This window comes from Lysinibacillus sp. GJ-1 (genome assembly GCF_021166035.1).
In the GTDB taxonomy this organism is placed as follows: Bacteria; Bacillota; Bacilli; order Bacillales_A; family Planococcaceae; genus Lysinibacillus; species Lysinibacillus sphaericus.
The window spans coordinates 1,987,237-2,013,322 of the sequence record NZ_CP088912.1; the positions used below are offsets into that span (position 1 = coordinate 1,987,237).

Below are 26,086 nucleotides of genomic sequence, written 5' to 3' on the forward strand. Positions count from 1 at the left end.
TGTTGGAAATAAAATTCAACTGCAAAATGACGTTTTTTTCTTAAATTAAAAATACTTCTTGCAATCAAATATGATAATGATTATCATTCACAATAGAGACTAATTCGGGAAGCAGGTATTTAGCATGAAAAACAAATCATTATTATCAGTGTTAGTTGCAGGTGGCATAATTATGGCGGGCTGTGGCAATACAGAAGACACAAAAAAAGAAGAGAAACCAGCAACGGAGCAAGCAGCACAAACGGCAGCGGTAGATTTGACTACTGAACTATCAGCCTATCAACAATTTGCATTAGAACAGATGGATCATTTCTTGCTAGATACAGAAAAGTTCGTCAACCTGTTTAAAGCGGGTGATATGGAAGGTGCAAAAGCAGCGTATGCGCCAGCACGTATGTACTTCGAGCGTTCTGAACCAATTGCAGAAAGCTTTGGTGACCTTGATCCGCGTATTGATGGCAGTTTAGCCGATATTGAAGAAGAAGGTAAAGGGAAAGAAGAGTGGACTGGCTACCATAAGCTTGAATATGCACTTTGGGTAGAAAATACAACAAAGGGCTATGAGGCAGTGGCAGATCAGCTACTAGCAGACGCTAAAGAATTACATGCACTTGTTCAAACAGTAGAAGTAACACCTGATTTAATGATTACAGGTGCAGTTGATTTATTGAATGAAGTATCTACTTCAAAAATTACGGGTGAAGAAGAAATTTATTCACATACAGACCTCTATGATTTTAAAGCGAATATTGAAGGGGCAGAAAAAATCTTTGAAATTCTTCGACCAAAATTAGAAGCAAAAGACAAAGAGTTAGTTGCAGCGTTAGATGAAAAATTTAAAGCAGTGGATGACTTATTAGCACTACATGCAACAGCTGATGGCGGTTATATTTCTTACGAAGATTTAACAGAAGAAAATACAAAAGCATTAGCAGCAGCAGTGAACCAACTAGGTGAGCCATTAAGTCAAATGGGCATTATTTTGGAGTGATAAAGAATGACAACGTCTAATGATGAAAAATGGATAAATAAAAAAATATCTCGCCGTGACATGTTAAAACTAACAGGCATGGGCGTGGCTGGCATTGCGATAGGTGCTTCTGGCTTTGGTGGTGTAATGAAAGCGATGGGTTACGATATGTTTGAACCTGTCGCTGATAGCACAACAGCAAAAAATAAAGTTAATTTCTATGGTAAACATCAGTCTGGCATTAATACACCCGTTCAAAAACATATATATTTTGCTTCTTTAACGGTTTTAGTGACATCAAAAGAGGAGCTACAAGAGTTGTTCAAGAAATGGACACCTCTTGTTGTTCGTTTAATGAATGGTGAATTAATGGTAGATTTAACAACAAATACTAGAGTTCCAACGGGTGATACCGGAGAAGCAGAAGGCTTAGATGCTTCGAATTTATCCATAACGTTTGGTGTAGGTCCTTCACTGTTCGATAAGCTTGGCATGGCACATTTAAAACCAGCCGAATTAGCGGACTTACCACATTTTCCGAAAGACCAACTACAAAAGGAATATACAGGTGGAGATCTTTGCATTCAAGCCTGTGCGGACGATCCCCAAGTGGCGTTCCATGCTGTACGCAATTTAGTACGCGCTGCTTCTGGCAAAGTAGAGATTAAATGGTCCCAAGCGGGCTTTAACTCATTCCCAGCTGAAGGGGGGACACCTCGAAATTTATTTGCATTCAAGGACGGTACAGTCAACCCTTCTATTAAAGATGAACAAGACTTAAACAAAGTAGTATGGGTCGATAAAGGGTGGCTTAAGGGTGGCTCCTATTTAGTGGCTCGAAAAATCCAAATGCATCTTGAAACATGGGATCGTACATCGTTAAAGGATCAAGAAGCAACGTTTGGGCGTTATCGCGATAGTGGTGCGCCATTTGGTAAAACGAAGGAATTCGATGATTTTGATGTAGAAGCAAAAGATAACAAGGGCGAGTATATTATGCCCGATACATCGCATGTCCATTTAGCACGTAAATCAGGTGCTCGCATACTACGTCGCTCTTATTCTTACGCATCAGGCGTCATGTCGAATACAGGAGCGCACGATGCAGGGCTCCTATTTATCTCTTTCCAAAAAGATCCGGCGCAGTTTACAACAGTACAAAACAGTCTAGGACGAATGGACAAAATGAATGAATATATTACTCATCGAGGCAGTGCCGTTTTTGCTTGCTTCCCTGGAGTACAAAAAGGGAGTTATTTAGGTGAAGCACTTTTTAACGCGCTGTAGCATTATAGTATGCTTATTATTGGCACTTGCGGTACCAGTACAAGCAGCAGAATCTTATAGTCACTTGTACATTTCCATTAGTGACGCTCTGATGAATACGAAGCAAGACAAGCAAGCTGAAGCAACGCGTGCACTTGAACAATTTGCAACGGACTGGGCAACTGTAAATTCACAACAAACTGAAGCAAAAGAAAAGGTTAATCAAATACTTGAGCAAGCTGTAAAGGCTTCTTCAAAAGAAGAGCGTTTAACTGCATTGTCGGCTCTATCGAATGCATTACGTGCATTAGAAAAGCTCGAAAATCCAGTAGATGAAGCGGAGCAACGAGCTGACTTTGGTCTAAAAATGAAACCGATTATGACTGCCTTTGAGCAAGCGTTAGCAAGTGGTGATATAACAACGATTGACGCTGCGTACAAAGAGTTTAATATGAAATGGAATAAAAATGAAAGACCAGTACGTGAACAAAGTATTGCAATGTACGGTCAAATTGAAACACAAATGGCTTTTTTACGTATTACAATTTCTTCAGAACAGCCTGATGTAACATTAATGCAATCACAATTTGCAGAACTAAAGAAAACGATTGAAGATTTTGTAGCAGGTAACGAAACAGCACAAATTGTAGCAGGTGAATATTCTTTAGCGTCTTTAATTGCGTATATAGATGAAGCTAACGATTTGATAGACGATGGTGACTACAAGGCAGCATCTGATAAAATACGCGAATTTATTACGATTTGACCAAGTGTAGAGATTGAAATTTCAACACGCAACGGTAATCTCTATACTAAAATAGAAAGTGATATGCCGATTATAGTAAGTGACTTATTAAAGACTCAGGTCGATGAAAAGGCCATTAAAAGTAAACTTAATCAGTTCCGTACCGAAATTGAATTAATACAAGGTAATGCCGATTATTCCATTTGGGATTCAGCACTTATTTTGTTGCGTGAGGGCTTAGAGGCATTATTGATTATCCTTGCATTAGTGTCATTTTTAAATAAATCAGGACAAACATCGTTACGTAAATGGATTTATATCGGGGCTTTAGCTGGGGTAGTATTATCGGCTGTAGCGGCAGTATTAATGTCAACGATCTTTCATTCAGCAACGGTCGATACAAACCGAGAAATAATGGAAGGTTATGTCGGTCTTGTTGCTGCAGCGATGATGATAGGAGTCGGGATATGGCTTCATAGTAAATCCAACGTTGCGAGCTGGAATCGTTATATTTCAAAACAAATGGGCAATGCTATTTCAAGTGGTTCCGTATTTGCTATGGCTGCTGTCAGCTTTTTATCGGTGTTCCGAGAAGGAGCAGAAACACTTGTGTTCTATGCGGGAATTGCACCGAAAATGGCGACCTCTCAATTTATACTCGGTATTGTTTTGGCGCTTGTCATCTTAGCTGTTATCGCAATCGTCTTATTCAAAGCGAGTGGTAAAATTGCCATTCATAAGCTTTTTGCGGTGGCAACTGTGTTAATTTATGTGTTAGCATTTAAAATCATCGGTGTCAGCTTGCATACATTACAACTAAGAGATAGTGTACCAACGACTATTGTGGATGGCCTGCCAGTCATTAGCTTAATTGGCTTCTATCCAACACTAGAAACAATGATAGGGCAAGCGATTTTACTTGTGCTAGTAGTAGCAGCTATTATCTATAAAAAGAAACAAGCAAAATAGCGAAAAAAGAGGCTGGGACATAACCTTAAAATCTTAAGTAGAGGTACATTGGTTATGATAAATTTTTGCTAAGAAAATATATAGAATATATTTTCTATTATTTCTTTTGCAATGAATAATTAGGAGGCTTCACTAGTTGTTGGTAGCGGAGGCGGTGACTCCTGCTCAGAACGGCGCACAGCGTAAGATGCTGGCATTCTGCGCGTTAGCGAGGGTTGCGGCTTACTGTGCTGAGCGGAAAGCACCGCCGAAGTGGACAATAACGGCGCAGCAAAAAAGTGTTAGATTGACTCCCATCGATCTAACACTTTTTCTCTTTTGTCCCAGCCCCTTCTTTTATGGTGCAGTATGCCAATGCGAAGGCATACGCAAATAAAATGGTAGTTTTGTTTGGTGATTACCGATTGCCGAATTGATTTGCATTTGCGTTAAAAACATCGCAGTGGAAAGGTTCGCTCCGCACAAGTTAGCATCACGTAAATCGGCACCGATAAAGTCCACGTCTCTTAAATCAGCATTTTGCAGGTTTGCCGCAATTAAATAGGCACCGCGCAAGTCTGTTGCTGTTAAATCTTTCCCCTTTAAATTTTTTCCAATCCAATTTGCCCCTCTATGGTGAGGCGCATTTTTTTTACTTACAGTGTTGAATACAAGCTTATTGCGAATTTGTTCACTGGTTTCTAATAATAGGTTGTTGACAGGTTGTCGGATTGGAGGAATATCTAGAACCACTAATGCTGTTGCCTCTAATTTAGTAAGAGTTTGTAATGTCTCTAATTGTTCATGCAATTTGTCGTATAATTTAGGTGATATCCGTCACTTCCGACATGATTTGTTCTCCTCGCCTCTCTACTAACTTACTATAATTTTAATATTAAATAACTTTTAATGGATATTATTATCAATATTTTTTATACTGTAAAAAATCAAGAAACTTATTTAAGTTTGCTGTAAACTAAAGAGAATATAGAGTGAAAGAGTGATGGCATGCTACAGGTAAATGTGGAGGATTCAAGTTTAATATTAGAGGGTGGGACGTTTCGTACATTGTTTACATCTGGTGTCTTGGATGCTTTTTTAGAGCATGACATTATGATGCCTTATGTTGTCGCTATTTCAGCAGGTGCAATCAATGCATGCTCGTATGTATCACAGCAAAAGGAACGGTCTTTACGTGTATTAATGGATTATCGCCATGATAAGCGCTACATGGGCTTGAAAAATTTCCTTAAAGAAAAAAGCTTATTTGGCTTGGATTTTGCGTATAATGTGATTCCCAATGAGCTAGATATTTTTGATTGGGATACGTACAAGCAGTATGATGGGAAATTGCTTTTTGGCGTAACAAATGCAGCAACAGGACAAGTTGAATATATGGATGCAAAGGAAATGGATCGCCAATGTACGATGTTGCGTGCAACTTGTGCTATACCAATCTTATTTCCAGAAATCAAACTAAATAATACGCCATATTACGATGGTGGCTTAGCAGAGCCAATTCCAATCATGCATGGTGTTGAAACGGGTTTTAAAAAGCATGTACTAGTATTAACCCGACCTAAAGGCTACCGTAAACAGCTAGATCGGCAAAGTAAATGGGCTATGAAACTACTAGCTAAACGTTATCCGAATTTAGTAAAAAGCATGCAAAAACGTGCAGACCATTATAACGCTTCACTTGATTATTGTGAACAATTAGAGGCACAAGGAAAGGCATTTATATTCCGCCCAACACAAGCACTTAATAGCTTTGAGAAAGATACAGTGCAAATGCGTAAAAATTACGACATGGGCTATCAGCAAGCGATGCAACAAATAGATGCATTAAAGCAATTTTTAACTTGATTTTAAAATGGTAAGGGGAGGGCCAACGTGCATTTTGGGCTCTCTTTTTCATAGCGCTTAAGCATCAACGTTCATTATGTAAAAATTGTAGAAAAGATTTCATGTCACATCACATTTCGATATAATAAATGAAAACTAGAAGAGGCGCGTATATGGAAACAGAATGGTTACGCACGTTTATCGTTGCGGCGAAAACGGAAAATTTCCGTGAGACGGCGGAAAGGCGCTTTATCACGCAATCGACGGTATCCAAACATATTCAGCATTTAGAAAAGGAATTGCAGACAACGCTTTTTGAACGTCAAACAAAGCATGTCAAACTCAATCGAATTGGTGCACACTTTTTACAACAAGCTGAAAAAGTGGTAGAAATCGTTGATGAAGCAGTACATAGTACACAATTGATGAAAAGTGGTTTTACTTCGAAATTAACAATAGGTGTAGCACCTCAAATAGCGAATTCCACATTACCAGCTATTATCGATCGTTTTCAGCAACAAAACCCTACCATTCATCTTTCTATTGAACTGTTAAAATCTAATGAAATTGGGGAAGCGGTTTATGGGGGAGCTATAGATATAGGGATGTCGAAATTAACCTCCACCCGTGCGGTGCACACGAAAATGCTTGCCCAAGAGCCACTCCAACTTATCGTACCGATAGGGAAAAAATGGACTGATCCAATGACGCTTTTACAACAAGAAACGATTTTAACACATGAATACGCGTCTTATTGGCAAGAAGTACAACAAGTACTTCAGCAATTGCCAAGCTATAAAAGCATGCAGGTTAACCAAACTGAAGTTATAAAAAACTTTGTCAAACAAGGGCTAGGAATTGCCTTTTTACCGAAAAGTGTTATTGAAGCTGCTTATGATGAGCAATCGCTCCATAGTTATTCGGTAAAGGAATTCTCGCATATTGTGTCCAACACTTATTTTTTATCAAAGTACGTAACGGCTGATATTGAAGCTTTTTTTACGGTTTGTGATGCTGTCTATCAAAACAGAGGGAGCTATTACTAGAAGAGAAGGTGATATTTGCATGTATAATATGATGTCAGAAATAAGTCGAGTCGTTAGTGGACCCATCACGTTATTTTTAAATTCCTACGAACATTCTCCACTTGTTATCGCGTTACTTCTTGGCCTAGTTGGCGCACTCGCACCTTGTCAATTAACCGGCAACTTGAGCGCCATAACATTCTATGGTCATCGTACCATTCAAATGAAAAATAATTGGAGCGAAGTAATGGCTTTTATGATCGGTAAGGTTGCTGTCTTTAGTTTAATTGGCTTATTAGCTTGGCTATTTGGACAATCATTTGAAACGTCAATAACTACTTATTTTCCAATATTTCGTAAGACAATAGGACCCATTATGTTGTTAACAGGTCTTGTCCTAATCGGCATTTTAAAATTAAAATGGCTGCATCAAATATCATCCCATATCCCGCTTGTATTGAAAGAAGGGAAGGCAGGCTCATTTCTAATGGGGGCATGCTTTGCCATTGCCTTTTGTCCGACGATGTTTGTGCTATTTTTCGTTTGGCTGATGCCTACAGTTGTTACTACTTCCTATGGATTGGTTTTGCCAGCGGTTTTTGGTCTTGCGACTTCCATGCCACTTATTTTAATGTTGGTACTGATTCAAATATTTGATACAAAACGCGCCATTATGAAAACAAGTATGAAAATGGGAAGAGTGATACAAATCGTAGCAGGTATCATTTTAATCATGATTGGCGTAATGGACACTATTACCTATTGGGGTATAACGATATGAAAAAGAAGTACGTTGCGCTTGAGTGGAACAATTTGGAGGCTGTTGCTGTAAGGACAGTCTCTATTTTTATTTGTAAAAAGGAAAGAGGGAACATATGATTTATGCAATCGCATTATTTCTATTAGCAGGTATTGGTGAAATCGGAGGTGGCTATTTAATTTGGCTTTGGTTAAGGGAAGGCAAACCATTTTATTGGGGCATTTTTGGAGGGATTGCATTAGCTTTATATGGCGTGGTGGCGACTTTTCAATCATTTCCGACTTTTGGTCGAGTCTATGCAGCGTATGGAGGAGTTTTTATTGTGCTGTCCATCTTGTGGGGCTGGGGCATAGATAAGCAAAAGCCTGACATGTTAGATTTAGTTGGTGCTGGTATTTGTATTATCGGAGTCATGGTTATGTTAATGCCGCGTTCATAATAGAGAGAAAGTGTTAGATTATCGGTCATTAATCTAACACTTTTTTTGCTGTGAACGAAGTTGTCCACTACGGGGGACGTTTCTCAAAGATTAGTGGCGCTAGCATTTGTTTTTGTGGCGTATCATGACCTTTTCGTGACGCTAATCATTTTTTAGCCCTTTGTTGCAACAAAACGTAAGCGCCAATAATCAGCAATCCATTGTTTATCTCGATAATTGGTTGGTCGCAACAGTTCTTCACATTTTGCATAAACGCGTTCTTTTTCATGCTGACTTACATGCTGGAGAATGTTGTTGCTAAACATAACAAGCCAATTCCGTAAGCCATCGTCACCTTGAAGCGGCGTCGGACGTTCATATAAAGTAATCATTTGTACAGTAAAGCCCACTTTTTCGAGCATCGTTTGATATTCGTCAGCTGCTGGAAAATACCATGGGAAACACTGCTCTTCATATGGCAGCCCAAACGCCTCCATACTTGTTCTAAGTGCTCCGACAATAGAAGCGATATTCCCGTGGCCGCCCATTTCTGCAACAAAACGTCCTTGTTGTTTTAGTGCACGATAGATATTGTCAATCACTTTATCTTGTTGTTTCATCCAATGAAGCGCTGCATTGGAAAAGACTGCATCAAATTGATGGGTGTAGTCCATAGTAGCTGCATCTTGTGTGTTAAAGGTAAGCGTAGGATATTTTTGTTGAGCGCTTAAAATCATATCATGTGAAGCATCAATGCCGTGTACAACTGCACCACATTGCGTTATTTCGTTGGCTAAATCTCCTGTGCCACAGCCAACATCTAAAATATGTTCTTGTTTTTGTGGTGCAAGTAAGTTGACTAAACTTTCTCCGAATTTTGAAACAAAGTCATGTTTTTGATCGTAAAGAGTTGCATTCCATTTTGTTGTCATTGTCTACCATCTCCTTTGTTTTTTAGCATAACAAAGAGAGGTGTGGAACGAAAATTCGAAAAAAGGGCTGTTTTGATTCCAATTTGGAATGATAGAAAGAAAAAGAATCCGCTCGCTCTACGGGTAATTCGTAGTAAACGAGCAGACTCTTTTAAGGTAATATCAATAATTAAAGCTTTGTGAGCGTTTTGCCGCTCCAGCCAAATAGTATTGTTAAAACTGGACCAAGCAAACAGAAGAAGGTGAATGGTAGATAAGTAGTTGTTGGAATATCTAGTACACTAGCGATAAAAATTCCGCACACGCTCCATGGCACAAGCGGGTTCACAACAGTACCTGCATCTTCCATGACACGCGATAAATTTTTCGGCGCAAGTCCAACCTTTGCAAACTGCGCTTTAAATGCCTCTCCAGTAAGCAAAATGGACAAATATTGTTCACCGATTAATGTGTTGACGCCAATTCCTGTTAGCGCAGCACCCGTAATAACGGAGCCAGCACTTGTAAATAAGCTTTCAATTTTTGCTAAAATACTTTGAATAATACCAAGTGTAAATAATAATCCGCCCATTGTAAGTGCAAGTAATACTAAAGCGATTGTAAAGAGCATACTATTCAATCCGCCACGAGTAAGCAGTGCATCTACGTCTTTAATTCCTGTATCGGATACATAGCCATTAAACAACATGTCAAATACGTGGGACAGAGCCAGTGGTTCTTGTATGTAAGCAAGTCCAACGCCAACGATTGAAACCACTGCAAGTGTAATAAGAGCAGGTGCTTTATATAAGGTCATGATAACCAGAACAACGATTGGTAGTAATGTGTACCAATGAATAAGACCTGTAGAAAGTAATCCTATTTTAAATTGTTCAACCGTTTCAAAAGAAGTATTGGCACCAGACGGTGATAGCAAGGCATACAAAGCAAACGAAATCACAAAGGCAGGAATAGTCGTCCAACCCATATTTTTAATATGCTCAAATAAATCAACACCTACTGTACCCGATGCTAAATTAGTTGTATCAGATAGCGGTGACATTTTATCGCCAAAAAAGGCGCCGGAAACAATAGCACCAGCCGTGATGGCTAACGAAATATCCATTGCGCCAGCGATTCCCATAAAGGCCACGCCAACTGTCGCAACTGTTGTTAAAGAGCTACCAACGGAAATCCCGACAATGCTACAAATAAGAAAAACAATGGCAAAGAAAAAGCTAGGTGAAACAGTTAAAAAACCGTAATATATCAGCGTTGGAATGGTGCCGCCCATAATCCAACTCGAAATTAAAATACCGATAAAGAAGAAAATAAAGACAGCACCTAAACCAGCACTGGCACCAGCAACCATCCCAGATTCAAGCTCACGGAAAGGTACTTTTTTCAATAGTCCATAGGCAATTAAAAGTGAGATTACTAAAATAATGGGGATATGTGGCGTTGCTTTTAAATAGCCAATACTAATGGCCATTGTGGCAATAATTAAAAGTGTAATGAAGCAAGCCTCAATAAATCGAGGGTTACTTTTTGCTTCAATGCGAAACATACGAATCCTCCTAACAATTACTTCTGCGCTTCAATGCGGTGAAGCCCAAAAGTATTATAGCATGCTTATAAATATTGTCAATTGATTGAAAATTCCGTCTATATAGACCGTTAAAAAAGATAGCGATATTTTCTCGCTATCTACTAGTTAAAATGCGCAACATAATCCCATGCATTTTTGATAATTAAGATACACGTCATGACAATAAAAATAAGACGCATCATGTTCGTCCCCCGTGTTAACGCAAATTTAGACCCTAAAATAGCACCGAATATCATAACGAAGCCCATTGGCAAGTATATAAAAAATTGACCTGTCCTAATACTAAAAACATTACAAGTGCAGCCAAATTCGATGTGAAGTTAAATGCTTTTGCATTCCCAGCAGCTTGCAAAAAATCATTTCCCATCATTAAAAGGATGAAAATAAAAAAAGAACCTGTCCCTGGGTAAAAAAACCATCGTAAAAGCCTACCACCGTAAACGCACAAAGAAAGGCTATTTTCTTTCCTATACTTAACATACGTTGCTTTGGCTGTTGTCCCCAATCTTTTTTTAAAACTGTATAAGTTGCGACTAGTACGAGCATAACAAGCATAAGTGGCTTTAAAATCGAAGGTGATACAAGGTGCACAGTGTATGCACCAATTAAAGAGCCTAAAAAAATAAAAGGTAAGATTTTTCCAATCTTTTTAAAATCGACTTTACCTGCCCGCAAAAAAGTCAGCATGCTAGTGCCATTACTGATGGTATTCGCTAGTTTATTCGTTGCAATGGCTGTACTTGGTGGTAATCCTACCGCCATTAATGCTGGTAAAGAAATCAAGCCTCCGCCACCAACAATGGCATTTAAAAAGGATGCGATAAAGCCAAATACTAATAATGTACTAAGTGAAAGTAAATGAATATCCATGAAAATAACCATCCTTTTGCATCATACAATGTTTTCTTGTAAGCGTACTGCTTATGGCTAAAAATAACAATGGTGTTTGTATATTTTGTGGATTTAAAATTTACAATTCCTTTACATTGTAAAATTATAAGAAAAAATTTTTTTCAAGTATTTTTATAAAAATTAAAGAAAAAACGTTACATTCAACAGCAAAAAACGTCTTTTTATTAGAAGATTTCCAACGTTTGTAACTTGTTTACGTATGTTTGAATGAAATATGGCAATTTTAATATTACATTATTGTAAATTCAATTTATTTATCTTTAAAGTTATGTAGAATTATGTAAAGATTTTGTTATGATAGTTGCAGAAATCGACAATATTTATTCAACAGGAGGAACATAATGTTCAACTCAAGTAAGCAAGATCCATTTTTTCAGGCTTTATTAAAAATTTCTCAAAATGTGAAAGAAGGTATTTACTTCGCTCATAACGCGCGTATTCATGATATCGATGCATTAAAAGAGATCGCCGATACAATGAAACAATATGAAACAAGCGGTGATAAGCTGATTCATGAGCTAATTGTTATGCTTAATAAATCATTTATGACACCTATTGAACGAGAAGATATATTAGCGCTAGCAAATAAATTAGATGATGTAATTGACGGGATGGAAGGCTGTATTGCCCATTTTAATATGTACAACTTAACAGAAGTAACAGAGCCGATGCGTCAATTCCTAACGTACATTGCTAAAAGTACAGATGAAATGGTACAAGCAATGGAGCTACTAAATAGTAAAAAGCTTGTAGAAATGCGTAAACATGCCATTCAAATTAAAGACTATGAGCGTGAATGTGATGAGATATTCCGTTCTTCTATGAAGCAATTATTTATTCAAGAAAAAGATCCAATGCGCATTATCGTATTCAAAGATATTTACGAACAATTTGAAGATATTGCAGATTGTTGTCAAACAGTAGCGAATACAATCGAAACAATAATTATGCGAAATGCGTAAGATGGAGTGTACTAAATGGATACAATATTACTGATAACAATATTAGTCGTTATATTCGCACTTGTGTTCGACTTTATTAACGGCTTCCATGATACAGCCAATGCTATTGCAACATCTGTATCAACGCGTGCCCTAAAGCCACGTACTGCTGTGTACATGGCTGCGGTAATGAACTTTATCGGAGCTATTACATTTGTTGGAGTTGCGAAAGCATTAACGAAAGATATTGTTGACCCGTTTACACTAAATACGTATGACGGTGATATTACAGGGTCAGTGGTTATTTTGGCAGCTTTACTGTCAGCTATTACATGGAATTTATTAACATGGTATTTTGGGATACCATCTAGTTCGTCCCATACTTTAATTGGTTCAGTTGCAGGGGCGGCAATTGCTGCGGCAGGATTTGATATTCTAAATTACACAGGCTTTATTAAAATCCTTCAGGCGCTTATTTTCTCTCCATTACTTGCGTTTGTAGCTGGTTTTTTCATGATGTCACTGTTTAAAGTAATCTTTAAAGATATGAATTTATATCGAACAAATAAAGGCTTCCGAACGATGCAAATCGGTACAGCGGCATTGCAATCATTTACACACGGTACGAACGATGCGCAAAAGGCGATGGGGATTATCACCCTTGCATTAATTGCAGGTGGTTTACACCAAGGTGACGATATTCCGTTTTGGGTTCGTTTTGCAGCTGCCTGTGCGATGGGTCTCGGAACATCGGTTGGTGGTTATAAAATAATTAAAACAGTCGGTGGTAAAATTATGAAAATACGCCCAGTGAATGGTGTAGCAGCGGACTTAGCATCTGCTTCGATCATCTTTGGTGCGACGTTAATTCATTTACCTGTATCGACAACGCACGTAATTTCTTCTTCTATTATGGGCGTAGGTACTGCACACCGTGTCAAAGGTGTGAAATGGGGTATGGCACGTAAAATTGTTACGACTTGGGTAATTACAATGCCAATCTCTGCCGTGATGGCTGCTACAATTTACTTTATTTTAAGCTTATTTTTCTAAAATAGTGAAGGAATGCACAACTTATGTGCATTCTTTTTTCTTTGCTTTGAATTTGCCCTTGTTAATACATGTGAGTCCATCTATGGTAATTATAAAGAAAGTATAAAGTTCAGAAGAAATACATCAATCCATAGTAAGGTTATGTAACAGGAGGAAAACGATGAATGAAAAGCTATTACTAATAGAGGATGATCACGCAATAGGTCGTATCGTCAAAGATACACTAGAGCAAGAGGGATACTTCGTCACATGGGCAACTACAGGTTTAGAAGGGCTAGCAGACTTTCAAGCGCAACCATTTGATTTAGTATTAGTCGATTGGATGCTACCTGAAATGGATGGCCTTACTGTTTGTCAAAATATTCGTTGGGAAAGTGATGTGCCCATTTTAATGATGAGCGCCCGTAAAGAAGAGGCTGATAAAGTGGAAGGCTTACAAGGTGCTGATGATTATTTAGCAAAGCCTTTTAGCTTAGCAGAATTAAAGGCACGTGTTGCCTCCCATTTACGTCGATGGCAACGCTATAAGAAAATAGAAGTGACAGAACATGTCGCTACATTTACATTTGGCTTAGCAATTGACTGGCATAAAGAACTAGCAACACTGGAAAACAAAGAACTAGCCTTAACTCAAAAAGAGTTTGCCCTGTTAAAGCTATTGGCTAAAAATCCAGGCCAACTATTTTCAAAGGAAGAGTTATATCAGCATATTTGGCAACAAGCGAGTGTAGACGAGACACATACAGTCACTGTGCATATTAAAGCATTACGAGAAAAATTACAGGATCCGGTTAAAACACCACATTATATTCAAACAGTTTGGGGCAAGGGCTATCGCTTCATAGGAGAACCGTTATGAAAATAAAATCTTGGCTACTGATGATGTTTTTTATTGTGATGATTGTGCCAATTGGCGGGGCGTATGGCTTATATATATGGATCAATGCCTATTACCATGATAAAAGCTTTGCAGAATATATTGAGAAATGGACGACACTAAACGATGTCAAGTCGGTCCTGAACGATCCAACATTATATGCCAAAGATGCAGATATACAACAAGTAAAAGTACTTACGAGTGATCAACTAGCTATTACGCTATACGCAAAATCTGGCTTTGTTTATTATTCATCTAATCCGTTAACCTCCGGATTTGTTTCAAGAGAAAATGTGTTAAAAAACTTATATGTATTACAGCAAAAATACAATGCGTTTACATATAAGGAACCCGTTTTTCAACAAGGCGATTTAGTTGGCATTTATGAAATTCAACTTATCAGAAAGGACTGGGTTCAAGGTGTAGAGAGGCGTTCATGGCTCGTGATAGCGAGCGCGATTACGTTATTTCTAGCCGTTTATACAGCAGTCATTTTGTTGCTTAACCGTAAATTACATCGACCGTTACAAGCATTAATGCAACAAATGGATGCATTTGGGAAGGGACAACATGTTGACGCTGTGATGGCTACAAGAAAAGATGAAATCGGGGAGCTTACAAATACTTTTTTAAGTATGCAAAGGGAAATTGAGGTCGCACGTGCCCATTTAAAAAATGAGCAAAAGCAGAAGGAACTGATGATTGCCAGTATTTCACATGATTTAAAGACACCCTTAACAGCAATTCAAGCGTATGCAGAGAGTCTACAAAATGCTTCCCTCACTGCGCATATGCAGGAAGAATATCGGGCAGTGATTTTAACAAAGGCAATGGATATGAAGCAAATGCTAGAAGATTTACTTATGTACACGTTGCTTCAATCGACAACCTATGATGTAACACTGGTCCCAGTAGAAGGACAGGAATTTTTTGATATGGCAATCTCGGATTATGAACCACTTTGTCAAAGTAAAGGGCTATCATTGCAAACGTTTTGTGATGTAGAGGGTACCTTTGCTGTTCATCCCTCACAAATGCAACGTGTAATTGACAATCTGATGAGTAATGCAACTCATTTTGGCACTTTAGGCACGACTATTTATTTAGCAGCTATCAGCAATCAAAAACTCGATTGGGGTTTTGATTTTGTGAACGAGGCGCTCACAAAAAAAAGCGGCATATATTTAGTTGTGCAAAATAGTGGAGCAGGTGTAGGTGAACAAGAAATCGAGCAATTATTTGAACCATTGTACCAATCAGATCATGCCCGAACAAAGACAGGGCAACGAGGCACAGGGCTATACTTAGCATAGCGAAACAAATTATTGAAAAACATGGTGGAACAATAAATATGGTATCCAAGCGTGGAGTTGGCACAGCAGTACTGTGTTGGTTACCGCCTTACAAAGGAGAAAATGACAAATGAACTGGAAACAAACAATACGAGTTGGGGGACTTATAACGCTGATGACATTGAGTTTAGTTGGTTGTAATTCAGAGACATCTTATTCCCCGCAAGAGATTATAGACCAATCATTACAAGAAACACAAGAGCTAGCAAGTTATTATGGAGAATATACTTTGGATATAGATGAATCCGGAGTCGCTAACGTAAAAGAATGGATGAAGGATGGCAAACGTCGGATTGAGATGTCTGTTGATGGCGATCATGTTATTGCTGTTAATGACGGTAAACAAATTATTTCCTATAGTAAAAAAGAAAACAAGGCAACGATTATTTCATTTGAAAATGGAGAATTAGGAGATTTTATGGGGCAATCGGCAAAAGACAGCGCCCAAGTATTATTAAACTTAGTAAAGGATTCTCACGATATAACCATTGCTGGAGAAGAATCAATTGCTGGTCGAGATACGTATCATATTACAGCGAAAGCACAAAAAAAGAATACATTATTAGGTGATGTTGAAGTATGGATTGATAAAAAAACGTGGTTGACGTTAAAAACAATTACGACGAACGCAGGCAATGTGACGACGCAAGAATATTCTAAGCTCGATGTTAATAAGAAAATGGAGGATAAATTGTTTACTTTTGATATTCCAAAAGATGCAACGGTAGAAAAAATAGATCCCCAAAATCAAACATCAACGGCAACAATCGAAGAGGTGAAGGAACAACTGGGTAACTTTTTAATGGTACCTGAGGTGAATGGCTTGTCCATATCCTCAATCGTCGATATGAAAGTGAAAGAGCGCCCAGAATTTTCTTTTGAATTTGAAAAAGATGACCAACCTGCATTTTCAGTTTCAGTTCTTAAAGAAGCTAGTAATGAGGAATTTGGTAATCTTGGGAATGAAGAAGAAATCCAAGTACGAGGCAAAAAAGGCACATGCATGGATTTAGGAGAACTTTTTGTTATTTCTTGGTCTGAAGATGGCTACCAATATAACATTATAAGTGAAAATCCTGAATTTACTAAAGAAGAAATTTTAGCATATGCCGAGGAAATGACCAATGTTCAGTGAGGTGAACGGTGTGCAAAAGGCGAATTTTATAAAGTGCATAGCATTATTTTTATTTGCTACTGGGTTTTTATACGGTGTTGGTGAAACGTATAGCGTTCCATGGCTACAATTTCAATTTCTAGGTGAATACAATAATGAAGGTTTTTATTTTAGCTTTAGTTCTCTTATTCCGTTACTCGGTGGCATACTCATAGTGGCAATATATGAGACGATCGTTAAACGATTTATCTAAAAAAGAGAAAATCCACTACTATTTGAAGTGGATTTTCTCTTTTTATTGGATGGTTAGGGGCTTTCCTTTCGTTTCATACGCAGGAGTCCGATGAAATTTAACTAAGTTAAGAAAGAGCTAAAAATAGAAAATGTTAAAAATATATAAATTAAAACAAGTCTCTTTTAAAGAGGCTTGTTTTTTAAATTCCTAAATTAGGTTAAATTACTCATATGATGGAAAATAAATAAGGATAAAGAATTGTAATATTTTAGAAGCGAATGTAGTATTAAGGGAGTAGGAAAAGAAAAAGGAGGATGCGGTATGGATTTACAAGAATTTGAAGAACTATGGATTACCCTAAATGAATTATATAGTGCAAATCGCTATTTAGAATATATTGAGTTAAGCAGTCCCGCTATTGAAAGTGCCAATGCACTAGCGTTGTATGATAAGGCAATGCATTTATTGCGCTATAGCTGTATGAGCTATTATCAAGTGGGCGATCTACAAATATCCATCAATTTATTAGAAAAATACCGTGAACTGACTTTTTTATATGGGAATGATATTGACGTCATTCAATATTATTCACTTGCCTCCATTTATTGGGGAACGTTCGGACAACAAAAAAAATGCGAAGAGCTTTTAATGAAAGGGCTAGAAATTGCAGAGCGTATTCAACATATTGAAAGCATGGGGAAAATTTATAACAATCTAAGTGGTTTAGAAATTGAACTCGGTAAATATGCAAAGGCAAAGCGACTTGCCTTAAAAAGCTTATTCTATACAAATGAATTTGATTTGAAGCACGATTCCCCCTATAAGGGTATTATACATGCCAAGACTAATTTAGCTATTGCCCATATTTGGCTGGAGGAATTTGAAGAAGCGAATACGCTCTTACAGGAATTATTGATGACAATAAAAGACCCTCCTTATAATAAGGCACAATTAGAGGTGTTTAATGCGCAAGCACTACTATATGAAAAACAGGGTCGTATTGGTGAAGCAATTGATATGTATCAAAAATCAAAGCATTATGCATTGCAAAATAATGATCTATCTTTGTTACAGACAATTTACAATTCATTAGTTAAGCTTATTGAAGAACAAGGGAATAAAATTATTTTAAGCGCTGTACAAAAGGAATATATTAATATTTTATTAGAAATACAAAGGGAGAATTATACTCAGGTACTATTCGAAATGGAGTATAACGATCAGAAAAAACACTTTGAGCGAACTTCCTATATAGATCCGCTTACAAATATTTATAACCGACGTTATTTTGATGAACAGGCGAAAGAAATGGTGAAAAGTGCAGCAAGCAATCAAAAGCTACTTGCTCTTTTGATGATTGATTTAGATCATTTTAAATCAATCAATGATTCAAATGGTCATTTATTTGGTGACGATGCATTATCCATTACAGCGACCACATTGCAGCAGTTTTTTCAACCGTACGAATCCATTGTCGCACGTTTTGGTGGTGATGAATTTATTGTTCTCCTTCATCTAAGAGAAGGGGAGTCAATCTCTATAATAGCTCAAAATCTATATCATTCATTAACTTCACTGGCATTGACAGTCAATGAAGCTGTCGTGCAATTAGAATTTAGTATAGGTGTAAGCACGAATGAACATGGTTATATTACGCAACTCGAACAATTAATCCATAATGCTGATAGTGCACTTTATACATCAAAACGGAATGGACGTAACCAAATAACACTCTATAACCAATATAACGATGCGGGAAATAGTAAATAAAGGAAAATGCTTACTAGTCTGCTTTCAATCGTGTATAAACATCCGTGACCTTTCAAAGGACAAAACAATGTAATACCTTACTAGTAGGTGAGGTGTAAGGTTTTGTAAAGTCCATAAAAAGTGAGCGGATTTTTTGTTGACATAAAAACTAAAGTTGAGTGTAGTACAGTGTGCTTCACGTGCTACTATTCGTTTGCAAACCAATTAAGCAGTAAGTAATCAAGAGTTAACGTCAGTAACAAGAGAAAAAATATTTTATCAATCGTGAATCGGAAGGTCTTTGGTAAACGTCAGTAGTGTAGAAAGAAGGTGAGGCAGCAATGGAGATTGAACAAATAATTGCAGAGCACGGGGATTATCTACTGAAGGTTGCCTATCTATATGTGAAGAATGAAGCAACTGCAGAGGACATAGTTCAAGATGTGTTTATTGCCTTTTATCAAAAGCAACAGCAGTTTCGACAAGAATCCTCTTTACGTACATATTTGGTCAAAATGACAGTCAATCGCAGTCATGATTATTTACGCAGTTGGAAAAGCAAACGGCTGTCATTATTTGAGAAAATAATAGGACGCGCAACGACCATTACGCCGGAAAAAGAATTGCTCGCTAAAACGACTAAACAGGAACTAGTAACAGCTTTATTCACTTTATCAGTGCCATACAGAGAAGTACTAATTCTCTATTATTTTGAGGAAATGACCACTGTAGATATTGCCAAGCTAGTTCGTTGCCCAGAAGCAACGATTCGAACAAGGTTGCAGCGGGCAAGAAAACAACTAGCATCAATAATTGGTGACGATGATTGGGAGGTGTTACGTTATGAATCAATTTAAAAAAAACGTGTTAAATGAGCTACAGCATGTAAAGCTGTCCGCTGAAAAAAAGCAACAGATTGCACAAAAAGCTAGGAGTAGAAATAGACAAAAACAGAATAGCCAGCGGCAGTATCGTATTGTGTTAGCGACATTTACATTGCTTGCCATTGGTTTTAGCGTTCTTGTCACACTAAAAACGGAACATCCTACAAGGACAATGCAAGGAGCGGCTTTACAGCAAGAGACAAATAGATGGAGCTTATGGATGCTTTTAGAGCATGATTGGATAAAAGGACTAGTGCTCTTAAGTTTATTTGTCACTATCGCATTGTGGATCAAGCGTATATTGCTAAAAAAGGATATGGTTTGCCAGTATGTATGGCGTGTGGAGAAGTATGGACGGCTAAGCTAGTCCGAAAATATTATTGGAAAAATGGACAAATGTCTTGTCCACATTGTCAAAAAGTACATTACCGCACAAAAAAGTCGGTACAATTAAACGCATTCACTAATTTACCTATACCATTTATGGTTTTTATCAATTATTTCTTTAGTAATCTTTTAATGGGTATTAGTTTTTATATTGTAAGTGTAGCAATTTATCTTTATATTTTAATTCCTGTTGTCATAAAACTACAGGAAGATGACCCTAGCAATGAACCCTTGTGGTAAGTTTTTAAAGGACGATACGAAATATAAAAGTCTCTTTTTATATGAATTTGTCAAAATCGATTGACAACTGTTTTTATTTGCTTTATCTTTTGGTTAACCTATTTTAAAGATAGGTTAACTAAAGGGGGATTTTCGTTTGAAGAAGAGTAGTACTTACAATTATGTGTTAGCGGCATTCGGAGCGGCTATTATCGCAGTTCTTGCACAGGTTACGATACCGCTACCATTGATTCCAATTACAGGACAAACTTTAGCAGTAGGCTTAGTTGTCACAATATTAGGTACAAAGCTTGGTACACTATCTGTACTTGTATATATTTTACTTGGCACAGCAGGAATACCTGTATTTAGTGGTATGTCAGGGGGATATGGTATTATCATAGGTCCAACAGGCGGATATATTGTAGGCTTCCTTGCAGCGGCTGTTTTAATGGGGGTATACTTAGATAAATTTGGTATTACTTATGTACAAGCAATGATTGCCAACATTATCGGCATGGTTGTAACATTGGCATTCGGTACAGTATGGTTAAAAATTGTTGGTGATTTAACATGGACTGCAGCATTTATGGGAGGAGCCGCACCATTTATTATTGTGGGTGTTCTGAAAGCAGTACTTGCTGCATGGCTTGGTGTTGTTGTACGTCGACGCTTAGTAAGTGCACATTTAATTGAAGCAGTAGCATAGGGGGTTATAAAGGATGGCAACGCTTTGGACAGGTGGAACAATTTATACGATGGAACGAGCTGGTGAAACAGTTGAAGCTGTTCTTGAGAAGGACGGAAAAATTGTGGCAGTAGGAACGGTAGATACCCTATTACCACAGGCAACTACTATCCAGCATTTGCAAGGGAACGTTATGTACCCAGGATTTGTCGATAGCCATTTACATATTATTGGCTATGGAGAGAAGTTACTGCATATAGATGTTTCAAACGTAACTAGTAAGGATGAGCTGCTCCATATCATTGGTGCGCGTATGGAAGGCGTTTCTGCAGAGCAATGGGTTGTTGCCATTGGTATGAATGAAACAGCGTATACAGAGCCCATTTTTCCAACTTTGTCGGAGCTTGACGCACTTGGTGAAGCCCATTTAATTATTAAACGAAGCTGCCATCATTTAATTTTAGCTAATTCTAAAGCACTTGCATTTGCAGGGATTACTAATGAATCACCTTCTCCAGAAGGTGGCATTATTGAAAAAAAACAAGGTCAATTAACAGGAGTTTTAAAAGATACAGCATTGTACTTGATTGTTAACAACATGCCTTATTATACGCCTGCATATATAGAGGAAGCGCTTCAAAAATCTGTTGCATCTCTTCAATCTTATGGTTTAGTTGGAGGGCATTCAGAAGATTTAAGCTACTTTGGGCCACCGAGTCAACCAATTCAAGCTTTTCGTAAAATTGTGGATGCCGAAAAATCTTTTAAAGTGCATTTATTACAGCACCATTCCGTTTTTGAGGAAGTTGCGTTGTTAAAGGAACAATCCACGCCGTATGTGGAATTTGGTGCTATGAAAATATTCGTCGATGGTGCTTTTGGTGGCCATACTGCTGCACTGCGCGAGCCTTATTGTGATGATCCAGATAATTATGGCATACTTGTACATTCGACAGCACAATTAGAGCAATATGTGCAACTTGCACGGCGCTATGGACAAACAGTAGCTGTGCACGCAATCGGAGATTTAGCCATTGAGACAATACTAAATGTTTTCGCGGCATATCCACCTCTTGAGGGGCAATTAGATCGTTTAATTCATTGTAGCCTAGTTGATGAAGCGATTTTAGACAAGTTGGCAGCATTACCGATAGCCGTAGATATGCAACCACAGTTTGTACAAGGCGAATATTTAGCTGAAATAGTAAAATTAGGTGAGAAACGTTCACAAGGTCTACATCCACTAAAATCTCTTTTAGATAGAGGGCTAATTGTAGCAGGAGGTAGTGATGCACCCATTGAAGTGCCGAATCCGTTATACGGAATTTATGCTGCCGTGGCAAGACGAAATTTTGGAGAGAGTCATGAAGGCTTTGGTCCTCAGGAGAAAATTTCGCGCTTTGAAGCGGTGCGTTTGTATACAGTTGGGTCTGCTGAAATCATCGGTCAGGAGCATAAGCGAGGTAAGATAAAAGAAGGATTTAGTGCTGATTTTACCGTGTTCGACGATGATATTTTTACAGTTGATATTGAAAAAATCCCACATATTCAAGTTGCATATACAGTTGTCGATGGTCGTATCGTTTATGAACAGACAAAAAATCGTTGTGAGGCATAGCCACACAACGATTTTTTGATGTTTCTCCTATTGTCTTTTTGATAAATTGTGCACTTGTTCCTCCAAATCTCGGACACGTGTTGTCAGCTCATCCACATGTTGTTGTAGTGTGTCTCGAGAAGGAAGGACGGCTGTAGACTTTACATTTTTAATCATTTTTATCATAACGAAAAACATAGCAAGAAAAATGAGAAGAATAAAAATAGTACTAATGATGTCCCCAATATGTAGTTGCAACTGGATTTCCCCTCCTAATTTTATTTGCTATCTGTATTTACTGGATGGGCAAGTAAAAAGTTTCAATTTTTTAACGAACATTGCATACAAATATGACAATTGCCTCAAATAAAGGCATAAATAAAATGCCGCAGATGTTTAAATGCGCTTACAAGTCGCATGAAAAGTCTGGGTGCCATTCCATACAGCCGTAATGGATAATATTTTCTATGTTGAGAGTAAATTGAATTACAATATCTATCATACGTTAGTAAGAAGAAATAACTTAAAACGGATAGCAAATTGTCAATCAGGGAATGGGATAGTACGAAACTGGGGTGAGGGAATGCAAAAAGCTCGTCAAATTATGCGACAAGCCATCTATAACATTTATACGTATCGTATCGACTATATACGGGTTTTCGTTATGATTCGTGTATTTCAATTTTCACTAGCAATACCGGTGTCAACACTCGTTTTTAATGTAATGCTTAATGTAACGGGCTACACGCATATAACGGAACAAAATTTACAAAGTTTTTTAATGCACCCCTTTGTCATAGCGATGATGATCCTTTTAGTAATGGTCGTATTGCTCTTTATTTACTATGAGATGGGTTTTCTGTTTATAATGGCTTTTAATCAGCAAAGGGGTACTCGTTATCGGTTTTTGACAATGTGGCAACAACTAAATCGAAAACTTCCTTATTTTTATAGCTTACAAGTTCTTTATTTAATTGTCTATATAGCTCTTTTATTGCCCTTAGCTTCATTTGTACTCCCTCTTTGGCTAACACAGGGGATAGCTATTCCACACTTTATGACAAATGAAATAATGGGTACACCTACAGGTAGAATACGGTATGCTGCTGTTGCTAGTATCTTAGTGATAGTTGGAATAAGGAGTATGTTGACATTGCCTATTTTTACAATACAGCCAAAAATTTCACTAAGGCAATCATTTCTCCAAAGTTGGCGTTTTTCAAGACGGGGCTTGTTTAAACTACTTGTATTATTGGCAATGGTTTTAACGATTCATTTATTACTTTTAATCGTTGTAACAGTAGTCGGTATACTACCACTATTTTTCCTGGAACGATTTATGCCAAGCACAGCGCTGTTAACAGCAGGATTTACTTTGGCATTTCTTGAAATGGCCTTTATTGTGCTGTTTAGTCTGTTGCAAGCTATGTTTTCACAAGTCATGGTTGCCATTACGTATAATACGCGTGTTTTGGCTCTAACAAGAAACGCTTATCAAAACAAACGCTATTTTCCTTTGCCATTAGTGCTTTGTGTTATTTTTTCAATTTTAAGCATAATCAATATTTTTTCGTTAGAGAAAAGTGTGTACGCACCAGATACTAAAATTATTGCACATCGTGGTTATACAGCAGGCAATGTGGAAAATACAATTAGCGGGCTTGTTAGTGCAGCGAGTGCAGGTGCAGACTTAATTGAACTAGATATTCAGCAAACAGTAGATGGAGAATTTGTGGTCTTTCATGATCGTACATTAAGGCGTCTAGCAGGGAAAAATGGGGTTATTGCCAATATGACGCTAAGTGAATTAAAAACCATTACAATTTATGAGAATGGGATGAGCGATAAAATTTCTTCATTGGATGATTTTATCGAAATTGCCAAGGCGCTAGATGTTACATTATTAATTGAGTTAAAAGTACATGGGAAAGAAAGAGAAGACCTATTGCCTCGATTAGTAGAAAAGTTACGCGCCTATAAAGTGCTTGATACGTACTATGTACAGTCCTCAGATGCGCAATTGATGACACAACTTAAAAATATAACACCTCATTTGCGTGTAGGAATTGTTTATGCGCTGAATATTGGACCGATGGATCATTTAACTGTAGATTTCATTGCGTTAGAAGCATCGTGGGTGGACGAGAGCTTAATTGCAGAACTCAATGCTCAACATCTAGATTTGTTTATCTGGACTTTAAATAAGGATCGTTCTTTACAGGAATTTATTGAGAAAAACGTTTCGGGCGTAATTACAGATCATCCAGATATAGCGTTAGAGATAAGAGCAAAACAAAGTGAACAGCAATACTTTCTACAACGCGTCCTAAATCGATTATCATTCATCTTTTAGCTCTGTGAAGTGGCAATTATTCTCTTTTGAAATTTTTTTGAAAATAATATGGTAATAATGTAACCATTTCCTTTTACAATCGACTACTTCAATGAACTCGTGAAATGAAGGAGATGTATTTTTTATGAAAATGACAAAGGTCGTACCATTTGCAATGACAGCATTATTATTAGGGGGCGTTGCAATCGCTCCAACTGCATCAGCAAATGAAGGAGAAGCAGTTGTCACAAATGCCCAACAGGATGAACAAACGCCACAAGTGCAGCCGGTTTTTATTAAAGTAGCCGGTACAATTGAAAGCGTGGAAGAACGTAATAATGCAACGTATTACACAACGAAAGATGGCGAAAATACGAACGTTTTTGTCGTAAATAAGGACACACTTATTTTTGATAATACGGGGAAAGAAGTAAAGCTACAAAAAGGTGATAAAGTAACAGCATATACGTATGCAAATAAGCCAATGCTGATGATATATCCACCACAGTATAATCCAGAAGTTATAATCGTGGAAACAAAGGAAATGGGTAGTGTCACTGTTGACTTTTTCAATAAGGATTTAGTCAATACGGATAACAGTTTAAAATTAAATGTTGGCAAAGAAACGGTGATCCAAAGCCAATCAGCTAAAGAAGTCTCAGCTAAAGATTTAGCCGAACAACATTTACTTGTGTTCTATACAATTACAACAAGAAGTATTCCTGCACAAACACCGCCAACAAAAGTCATTGTGTTAGATGCTACAGCGAAAGAACAAGGTGAAGGAACAGAGGAAGCTTCAGCTAATGCAGCAGTACAAGAAATTATTAAAACAGATTTTTATGAAGTGGATGGTACAACAATGGTGCCATTACGTCTAATTGCAGAAGAATTAGGCTTTAAAGTGGAATCAACAGGTACTGGCGCTATTGTTTCAAAAGGGGCGCTATCCTACACAATTACACGTGGTGAAAAAGCATACGGCTACAATAAAGCACTTCGTTACTTTAAAGTAGCACCTGCGTTATTAGAACCAACGAAAACGTATGTACCTATTGAATTTTTTGAAGAATTAATGCAATAACATGTCCCAAACCCCTCCAAAGTACAATGGAGGGGTTTTTTTACTATATTAAAAACTGAATATTCTAAATATTTCCGGTGACTGGCACTTATTTTTCTTCAGGATTCTTAAGGTTTTTCGGCATGTTCTTTTAAGGTTTGATTTCTAAAGTAAAATTATGAATTC

At 37.6% G+C, this 26,086-nt stretch carries 26 protein-coding genes and 1 pseudogene; 22 read left to right on the top strand and 5 right to left on the bottom strand.

Features of this window, described 5'->3' with window-relative positions:
• Positions 1-124: 124 nt before the first annotated feature.
• The 4 genes from efeO (at position 125) to LO754_RS23865 (ending at position 3,950) form a co-directional block, all read left to right on the top strand.
• The gene (gene efeO / locus LO754_RS09350; protein ID WP_231786101.1) at positions 125-991 is read left to right on the top strand and encodes an iron uptake system protein EfeO; all 867 of its coding nucleotides are present in this window, start codon (positions 125-127) and stop codon (positions 989-991) included.
• A 6-nt stretch (positions 992-997) separates the two neighbouring features.
• Positions 998-2,257: an iron uptake transporter deferrochelatase/peroxidase subunit gene (efeB, locus tag LO754_RS09355; RefSeq protein WP_025219323.1), complete on the top strand. Its 1,260-nt coding sequence runs from the start codon at positions 998-1,000 to the stop codon at positions 2,255-2,257.
• Positions 2,232-3,002, top strand: a complete 771-nt coding sequence (locus LO754_RS23860; RefSeq protein ID WP_231786102.1) for a hypothetical protein — start codon at positions 2,232-2,234, stop codon at positions 3,000-3,002. The genes efeB and LO754_RS23860 overlap by 26 nt, the downstream gene beginning before the upstream one ends.
• 63 nt (positions 3,003-3,065) lie before the next feature.
• Entirely contained in the window at positions 3,066-3,950 is an 885-nt protein-coding gene (locus tag LO754_RS23865; protein WP_231786103.1) for an FTR1 family protein, read from the top strand.
• 336 nt (positions 3,951-4,286) lie between these two features.
• Here the strand turns inward: LO754_RS23865 and LO754_RS09370 are convergent, their stop codons facing one another.
• Positions 4,287-4,739, bottom strand: a complete 453-nt coding sequence (locus LO754_RS09370; RefSeq protein ID WP_231786104.1) for a pentapeptide repeat-containing protein — start codon at positions 4,737-4,739, stop codon at positions 4,287-4,289.
• 198 nt (positions 4,740-4,937) lie between these two features.
• Between LO754_RS09370 and LO754_RS09375 the strand changes: the two genes are divergently transcribed.
• From LO754_RS09375 to LO754_RS09390, 4 genes are all read left to right on the top strand, one after another.
• A complete protein-coding gene (locus LO754_RS09375) occupies positions 4,938-5,795 on the top strand; it encodes a patatin-like phospholipase family protein (RefSeq protein ID WP_029747330.1) in 858 nt (285 codons plus the stop codon).
• A 152-nt stretch (positions 5,796-5,947) separates the two neighbouring features.
• Positions 5,948-6,820, top strand: a complete 873-nt coding sequence (locus tag LO754_RS09380; protein ID WP_231786105.1) for a LysR family transcriptional regulator — start codon at positions 5,948-5,950, stop codon at positions 6,818-6,820.
• Positions 6,821-6,839: 19 nt separating this feature from the next.
• A complete protein-coding gene (locus LO754_RS09385; protein ID WP_024363618.1) occupies positions 6,840-7,580 on the top strand; it encodes an urease accessory protein UreH domain-containing protein in 741 nt (246 codons plus the stop codon).
• Positions 7,581-7,674: 94 nt separating this feature from the next.
• Positions 7,675-7,998: a YnfA family protein gene (locus tag LO754_RS09390; protein WP_024363619.1), complete on the top strand. Its 324-nt coding sequence runs from the start codon at positions 7,675-7,677 to the stop codon at positions 7,996-7,998.
• A gap of 152 nt (positions 7,999-8,150) precedes the next feature.
• Here LO754_RS09390 and LO754_RS09395 read toward each other — a convergent pair whose 3' ends face one another.
• The 3 genes and pseudogenes from LO754_RS09395 to LO754_RS09405 form a co-directional block, all read right to left on the bottom strand.
• A complete protein-coding gene (locus LO754_RS09395) occupies positions 8,151-8,909 on the bottom strand; it encodes a class I SAM-dependent methyltransferase (protein WP_231786106.1) in 759 nt (252 codons plus the stop codon).
• A 169-nt stretch (positions 8,910-9,078) separates the two neighbouring features.
• Positions 9,079-10,455: a Na+/H+ antiporter NhaC gene (nhaC, locus tag LO754_RS09400; RefSeq protein WP_108030952.1), complete on the bottom strand. Its 1,377-nt coding sequence runs from the start codon at positions 10,453-10,455 to the stop codon at positions 9,079-9,081.
• Between the two features lie 143 nt (positions 10,456-10,598).
• Positions 10,599-11,367 (bottom strand): annotated as a pseudogene (locus LO754_RS09405) (sulfite exporter TauE/SafE family protein).
• 383 nt (positions 11,368-11,750) lie between these two features.
• On the opposite strand from LO754_RS09405, the gene LO754_RS09410 reads away from it, so the two are divergent.
• The 12 genes from LO754_RS09410 to LO754_RS09460 all read left to right on the top strand — a co-directional run bounded on the left by LO754_RS09410 (position 11,751) and on the right by LO754_RS09460 (position 22,526).
• The gene (locus LO754_RS09410; protein ID WP_025219331.1) at positions 11,751-12,371 is read left to right on the top strand and encodes a DUF47 domain-containing protein; all 621 of its coding nucleotides are present in this window, start codon (positions 11,751-11,753) and stop codon (positions 12,369-12,371) included.
• Positions 12,372-12,386: 15 nt separating this feature from the next.
• A complete protein-coding gene (locus LO754_RS09415) occupies positions 12,387-13,403 on the top strand; it encodes an inorganic phosphate transporter (protein WP_024363624.1) in 1,017 nt (338 codons plus the stop codon).
• Positions 13,404-13,563: 160 nt separating this feature from the next.
• Positions 13,564-14,262, top strand: coding sequence for a response regulator transcription factor (locus LO754_RS09420; RefSeq protein ID WP_231786107.1), 699 nt, complete (start codon positions 13,564-13,566; stop codon positions 14,260-14,262).
• The gene (locus tag LO754_RS09425; RefSeq protein ID WP_231786108.1) at positions 14,259-15,593 is read left to right on the top strand and encodes a sensor histidine kinase; all 1,335 of its coding nucleotides are present in this window, start codon (positions 14,259-14,261) and stop codon (positions 15,591-15,593) included. The genes LO754_RS09420 and LO754_RS09425 overlap by 4 nt, the downstream gene beginning before the upstream one ends.
• Before the next feature lie 109 nt (positions 15,594-15,702).
• Entirely contained in the window at positions 15,703-16,767 is a 1,065-nt protein-coding gene (locus tag LO754_RS09430; protein ID WP_024363627.1) for a LolA family protein, read from the top strand.
• The gene (locus LO754_RS09435) at positions 16,757-16,999 is read left to right on the top strand and encodes a hypothetical protein (RefSeq protein WP_227665434.1); all 243 of its coding nucleotides are present in this window, start codon (positions 16,757-16,759) and stop codon (positions 16,997-16,999) included. The genes LO754_RS09430 and LO754_RS09435 overlap by 11 nt, the downstream gene beginning before the upstream one ends.
• A gap of 303 nt (positions 17,000-17,302) precedes the next feature.
• On the top strand, positions 17,303-18,751 hold the full coding sequence (locus LO754_RS09440; protein ID WP_024363629.1) for a tetratricopeptide repeat-containing diguanylate cyclase: 1,449 nt from the start codon (positions 17,303-17,305) through the stop codon (positions 18,749-18,751).
• Positions 18,752-19,071: 320 nt separating this feature from the next.
• Positions 19,072-19,587: a sigma-70 family RNA polymerase sigma factor gene (locus LO754_RS09445; RefSeq protein ID WP_024363630.1), complete on the top strand. Its 516-nt coding sequence runs from the start codon at positions 19,072-19,074 to the stop codon at positions 19,585-19,587.
• Positions 19,574-19,981: a hypothetical protein gene (locus tag LO754_RS09450; RefSeq protein WP_231786109.1), complete on the top strand. Its 408-nt coding sequence runs from the start codon at positions 19,574-19,576 to the stop codon at positions 19,979-19,981. Before LO754_RS09445 ends, LO754_RS09450 begins: the two co-directional genes overlap by 14 nt.
• On the top strand, positions 19,948-20,241 hold the full coding sequence (locus LO754_RS23735; protein ID WP_435892066.1) for a TIGR04104 family putative zinc finger protein: 294 nt from the start codon (positions 19,948-19,950) through the stop codon (positions 20,239-20,241). The genes LO754_RS09450 and LO754_RS23735 overlap by 34 nt, the downstream gene beginning before the upstream one ends.
• 136 nt (positions 20,242-20,377) lie before the next feature.
• Positions 20,378-20,929, top strand: a complete 552-nt coding sequence (locus LO754_RS09455; RefSeq protein ID WP_025219337.1) for a biotin transporter BioY — start codon at positions 20,378-20,380, stop codon at positions 20,927-20,929.
• Between the two features lie 13 nt (positions 20,930-20,942).
• The gene (locus LO754_RS09460; RefSeq protein WP_231786110.1) at positions 20,943-22,526 is read left to right on the top strand and encodes an amidohydrolase; all 1,584 of its coding nucleotides are present in this window, start codon (positions 20,943-20,945) and stop codon (positions 22,524-22,526) included.
• A gap of 27 nt (positions 22,527-22,553) precedes the next feature.
• Here the strand turns inward: LO754_RS09460 and LO754_RS09465 are convergent, their stop codons facing one another.
• Positions 22,554-22,763, bottom strand: a complete 210-nt coding sequence (locus tag LO754_RS09465) for a hypothetical protein (protein WP_024363634.1) — start codon at positions 22,761-22,763, stop codon at positions 22,554-22,556.
• Positions 22,764-23,088: 325 nt separating this feature from the next.
• Here LO754_RS09465 and LO754_RS09470 point away from each other — a divergent pair, with 325 nt between their 5' ends.
• Both LO754_RS09470 and LO754_RS09475 read left to right on the top strand, forming a co-directional pair.
• Complete coding sequence (locus LO754_RS09470; protein ID WP_231786111.1) at positions 23,089-24,858, top strand: glycerophosphodiester phosphodiesterase; 1,770 nt, start codon at positions 23,089-23,091, stop codon at positions 24,856-24,858.
• Positions 24,859-24,982: 124 nt separating this feature from the next.
• Positions 24,983-25,921, top strand: a complete 939-nt coding sequence (locus LO754_RS09475) for a stalk domain-containing protein (RefSeq protein ID WP_024363636.1) — start codon at positions 24,983-24,985, stop codon at positions 25,919-25,921.
• Positions 25,922-26,086 lie beyond the last annotated feature (165 nt).

Excerpts from the sequence above, each read along its gene's own strand:
- nhaC (WP_108030952.1), bottom strand. The coding sequence starts at position 10,455 with ATGTTTCGCATTGAAGCAAAAAGTAACCCTCGATTTATTGAGGCTTGC.
- LO754_RS09415 (WP_024363624.1), top strand. The coding sequence starts at position 12,387 with ATGGATACAATATTACTGATAACAATATTAGTCGTTATATTCGCACTT.
- LO754_RS09470 (WP_231786111.1), top strand. The coding sequence starts at position 23,089 with ATGCAAAAAGCTCGTCAAATTATGCGACAAGCCATCTATAACATTTAT.
- LO754_RS09385 (WP_024363618.1), top strand. The coding sequence starts at position 6,840 with ATGTATAATATGATGTCAGAAATAAGTCGAGTCGTTAGTGGACCCATC.
- LO754_RS23865 (WP_231786103.1), top strand. The coding sequence starts at position 3,066 with ATGCCGATTATAGTAAGTGACTTATTAAAGACTCAGGTCGATGAAAAG.
- LO754_RS09410 (WP_025219331.1), top strand. The coding sequence starts at position 11,751 with ATGTTCAACTCAAGTAAGCAAGATCCATTTTTTCAGGCTTTATTAAAA.
- efeB (WP_025219323.1), top strand. The coding sequence starts at position 998 with ATGACAACGTCTAATGATGAAAAATGGATAAATAAAAAAATATCTCGC.
- LO754_RS23735 (WP_435892066.1), top strand. The coding sequence starts at position 19,948 with ATGGCGTGTGGAGAAGTATGGACGGCTAAGCTAGTCCGAAAATATTAT.
- LO754_RS09420 (WP_231786107.1), top strand. The coding sequence starts at position 13,564 with ATGAATGAAAAGCTATTACTAATAGAGGATGATCACGCAATAGGTCGT.
- LO754_RS09380 (WP_231786105.1), top strand. The coding sequence starts at position 5,948 with ATGGAAACAGAATGGTTACGCACGTTTATCGTTGCGGCGAAAACGGAA.
- LO754_RS09395 (WP_231786106.1), bottom strand. The coding sequence starts at position 8,909 with ATGACAACAAAATGGAATGCAACTCTTTACGATCAAAAACATGACTTT.
- LO754_RS09425 (WP_231786108.1), top strand. The coding sequence starts at position 14,259 with ATGAAAATAAAATCTTGGCTACTGATGATGTTTTTTATTGTGATGATT.
- LO754_RS09460 (WP_231786110.1), top strand. The coding sequence starts at position 20,943 with ATGGCAACGCTTTGGACAGGTGGAACAATTTATACGATGGAACGAGCT.
- efeO (WP_231786101.1), top strand. The coding sequence starts at position 125 with ATGAAAAACAAATCATTATTATCAGTGTTAGTTGCAGGTGGCATAATT.
- LO754_RS09430 (WP_024363627.1), top strand. The coding sequence starts at position 15,703 with ATGAACTGGAAACAAACAATACGAGTTGGGGGACTTATAACGCTGATG.
- LO754_RS09435 (WP_227665434.1), top strand. The coding sequence starts at position 16,757 with ATGTTCAGTGAGGTGAACGGTGTGCAAAAGGCGAATTTTATAAAGTGC.
- LO754_RS09375 (WP_029747330.1), top strand. The coding sequence starts at position 4,938 with ATGCTACAGGTAAATGTGGAGGATTCAAGTTTAATATTAGAGGGTGGG.
- LO754_RS09445 (WP_024363630.1), top strand. The coding sequence starts at position 19,072 with ATGGAGATTGAACAAATAATTGCAGAGCACGGGGATTATCTACTGAAG.
- LO754_RS09450 (WP_231786109.1), top strand. The coding sequence starts at position 19,574 with ATGAATCAATTTAAAAAAAACGTGTTAAATGAGCTACAGCATGTAAAG.
- LO754_RS09440 (WP_024363629.1), top strand. The coding sequence starts at position 17,303 with ATGGATTTACAAGAATTTGAAGAACTATGGATTACCCTAAATGAATTA.
- LO754_RS09390 (WP_024363619.1), top strand. The coding sequence starts at position 7,675 with ATGATTTATGCAATCGCATTATTTCTATTAGCAGGTATTGGTGAAATC.
- LO754_RS09475 (WP_024363636.1), top strand. The coding sequence starts at position 24,983 with ATGAAAATGACAAAGGTCGTACCATTTGCAATGACAGCATTATTATTA.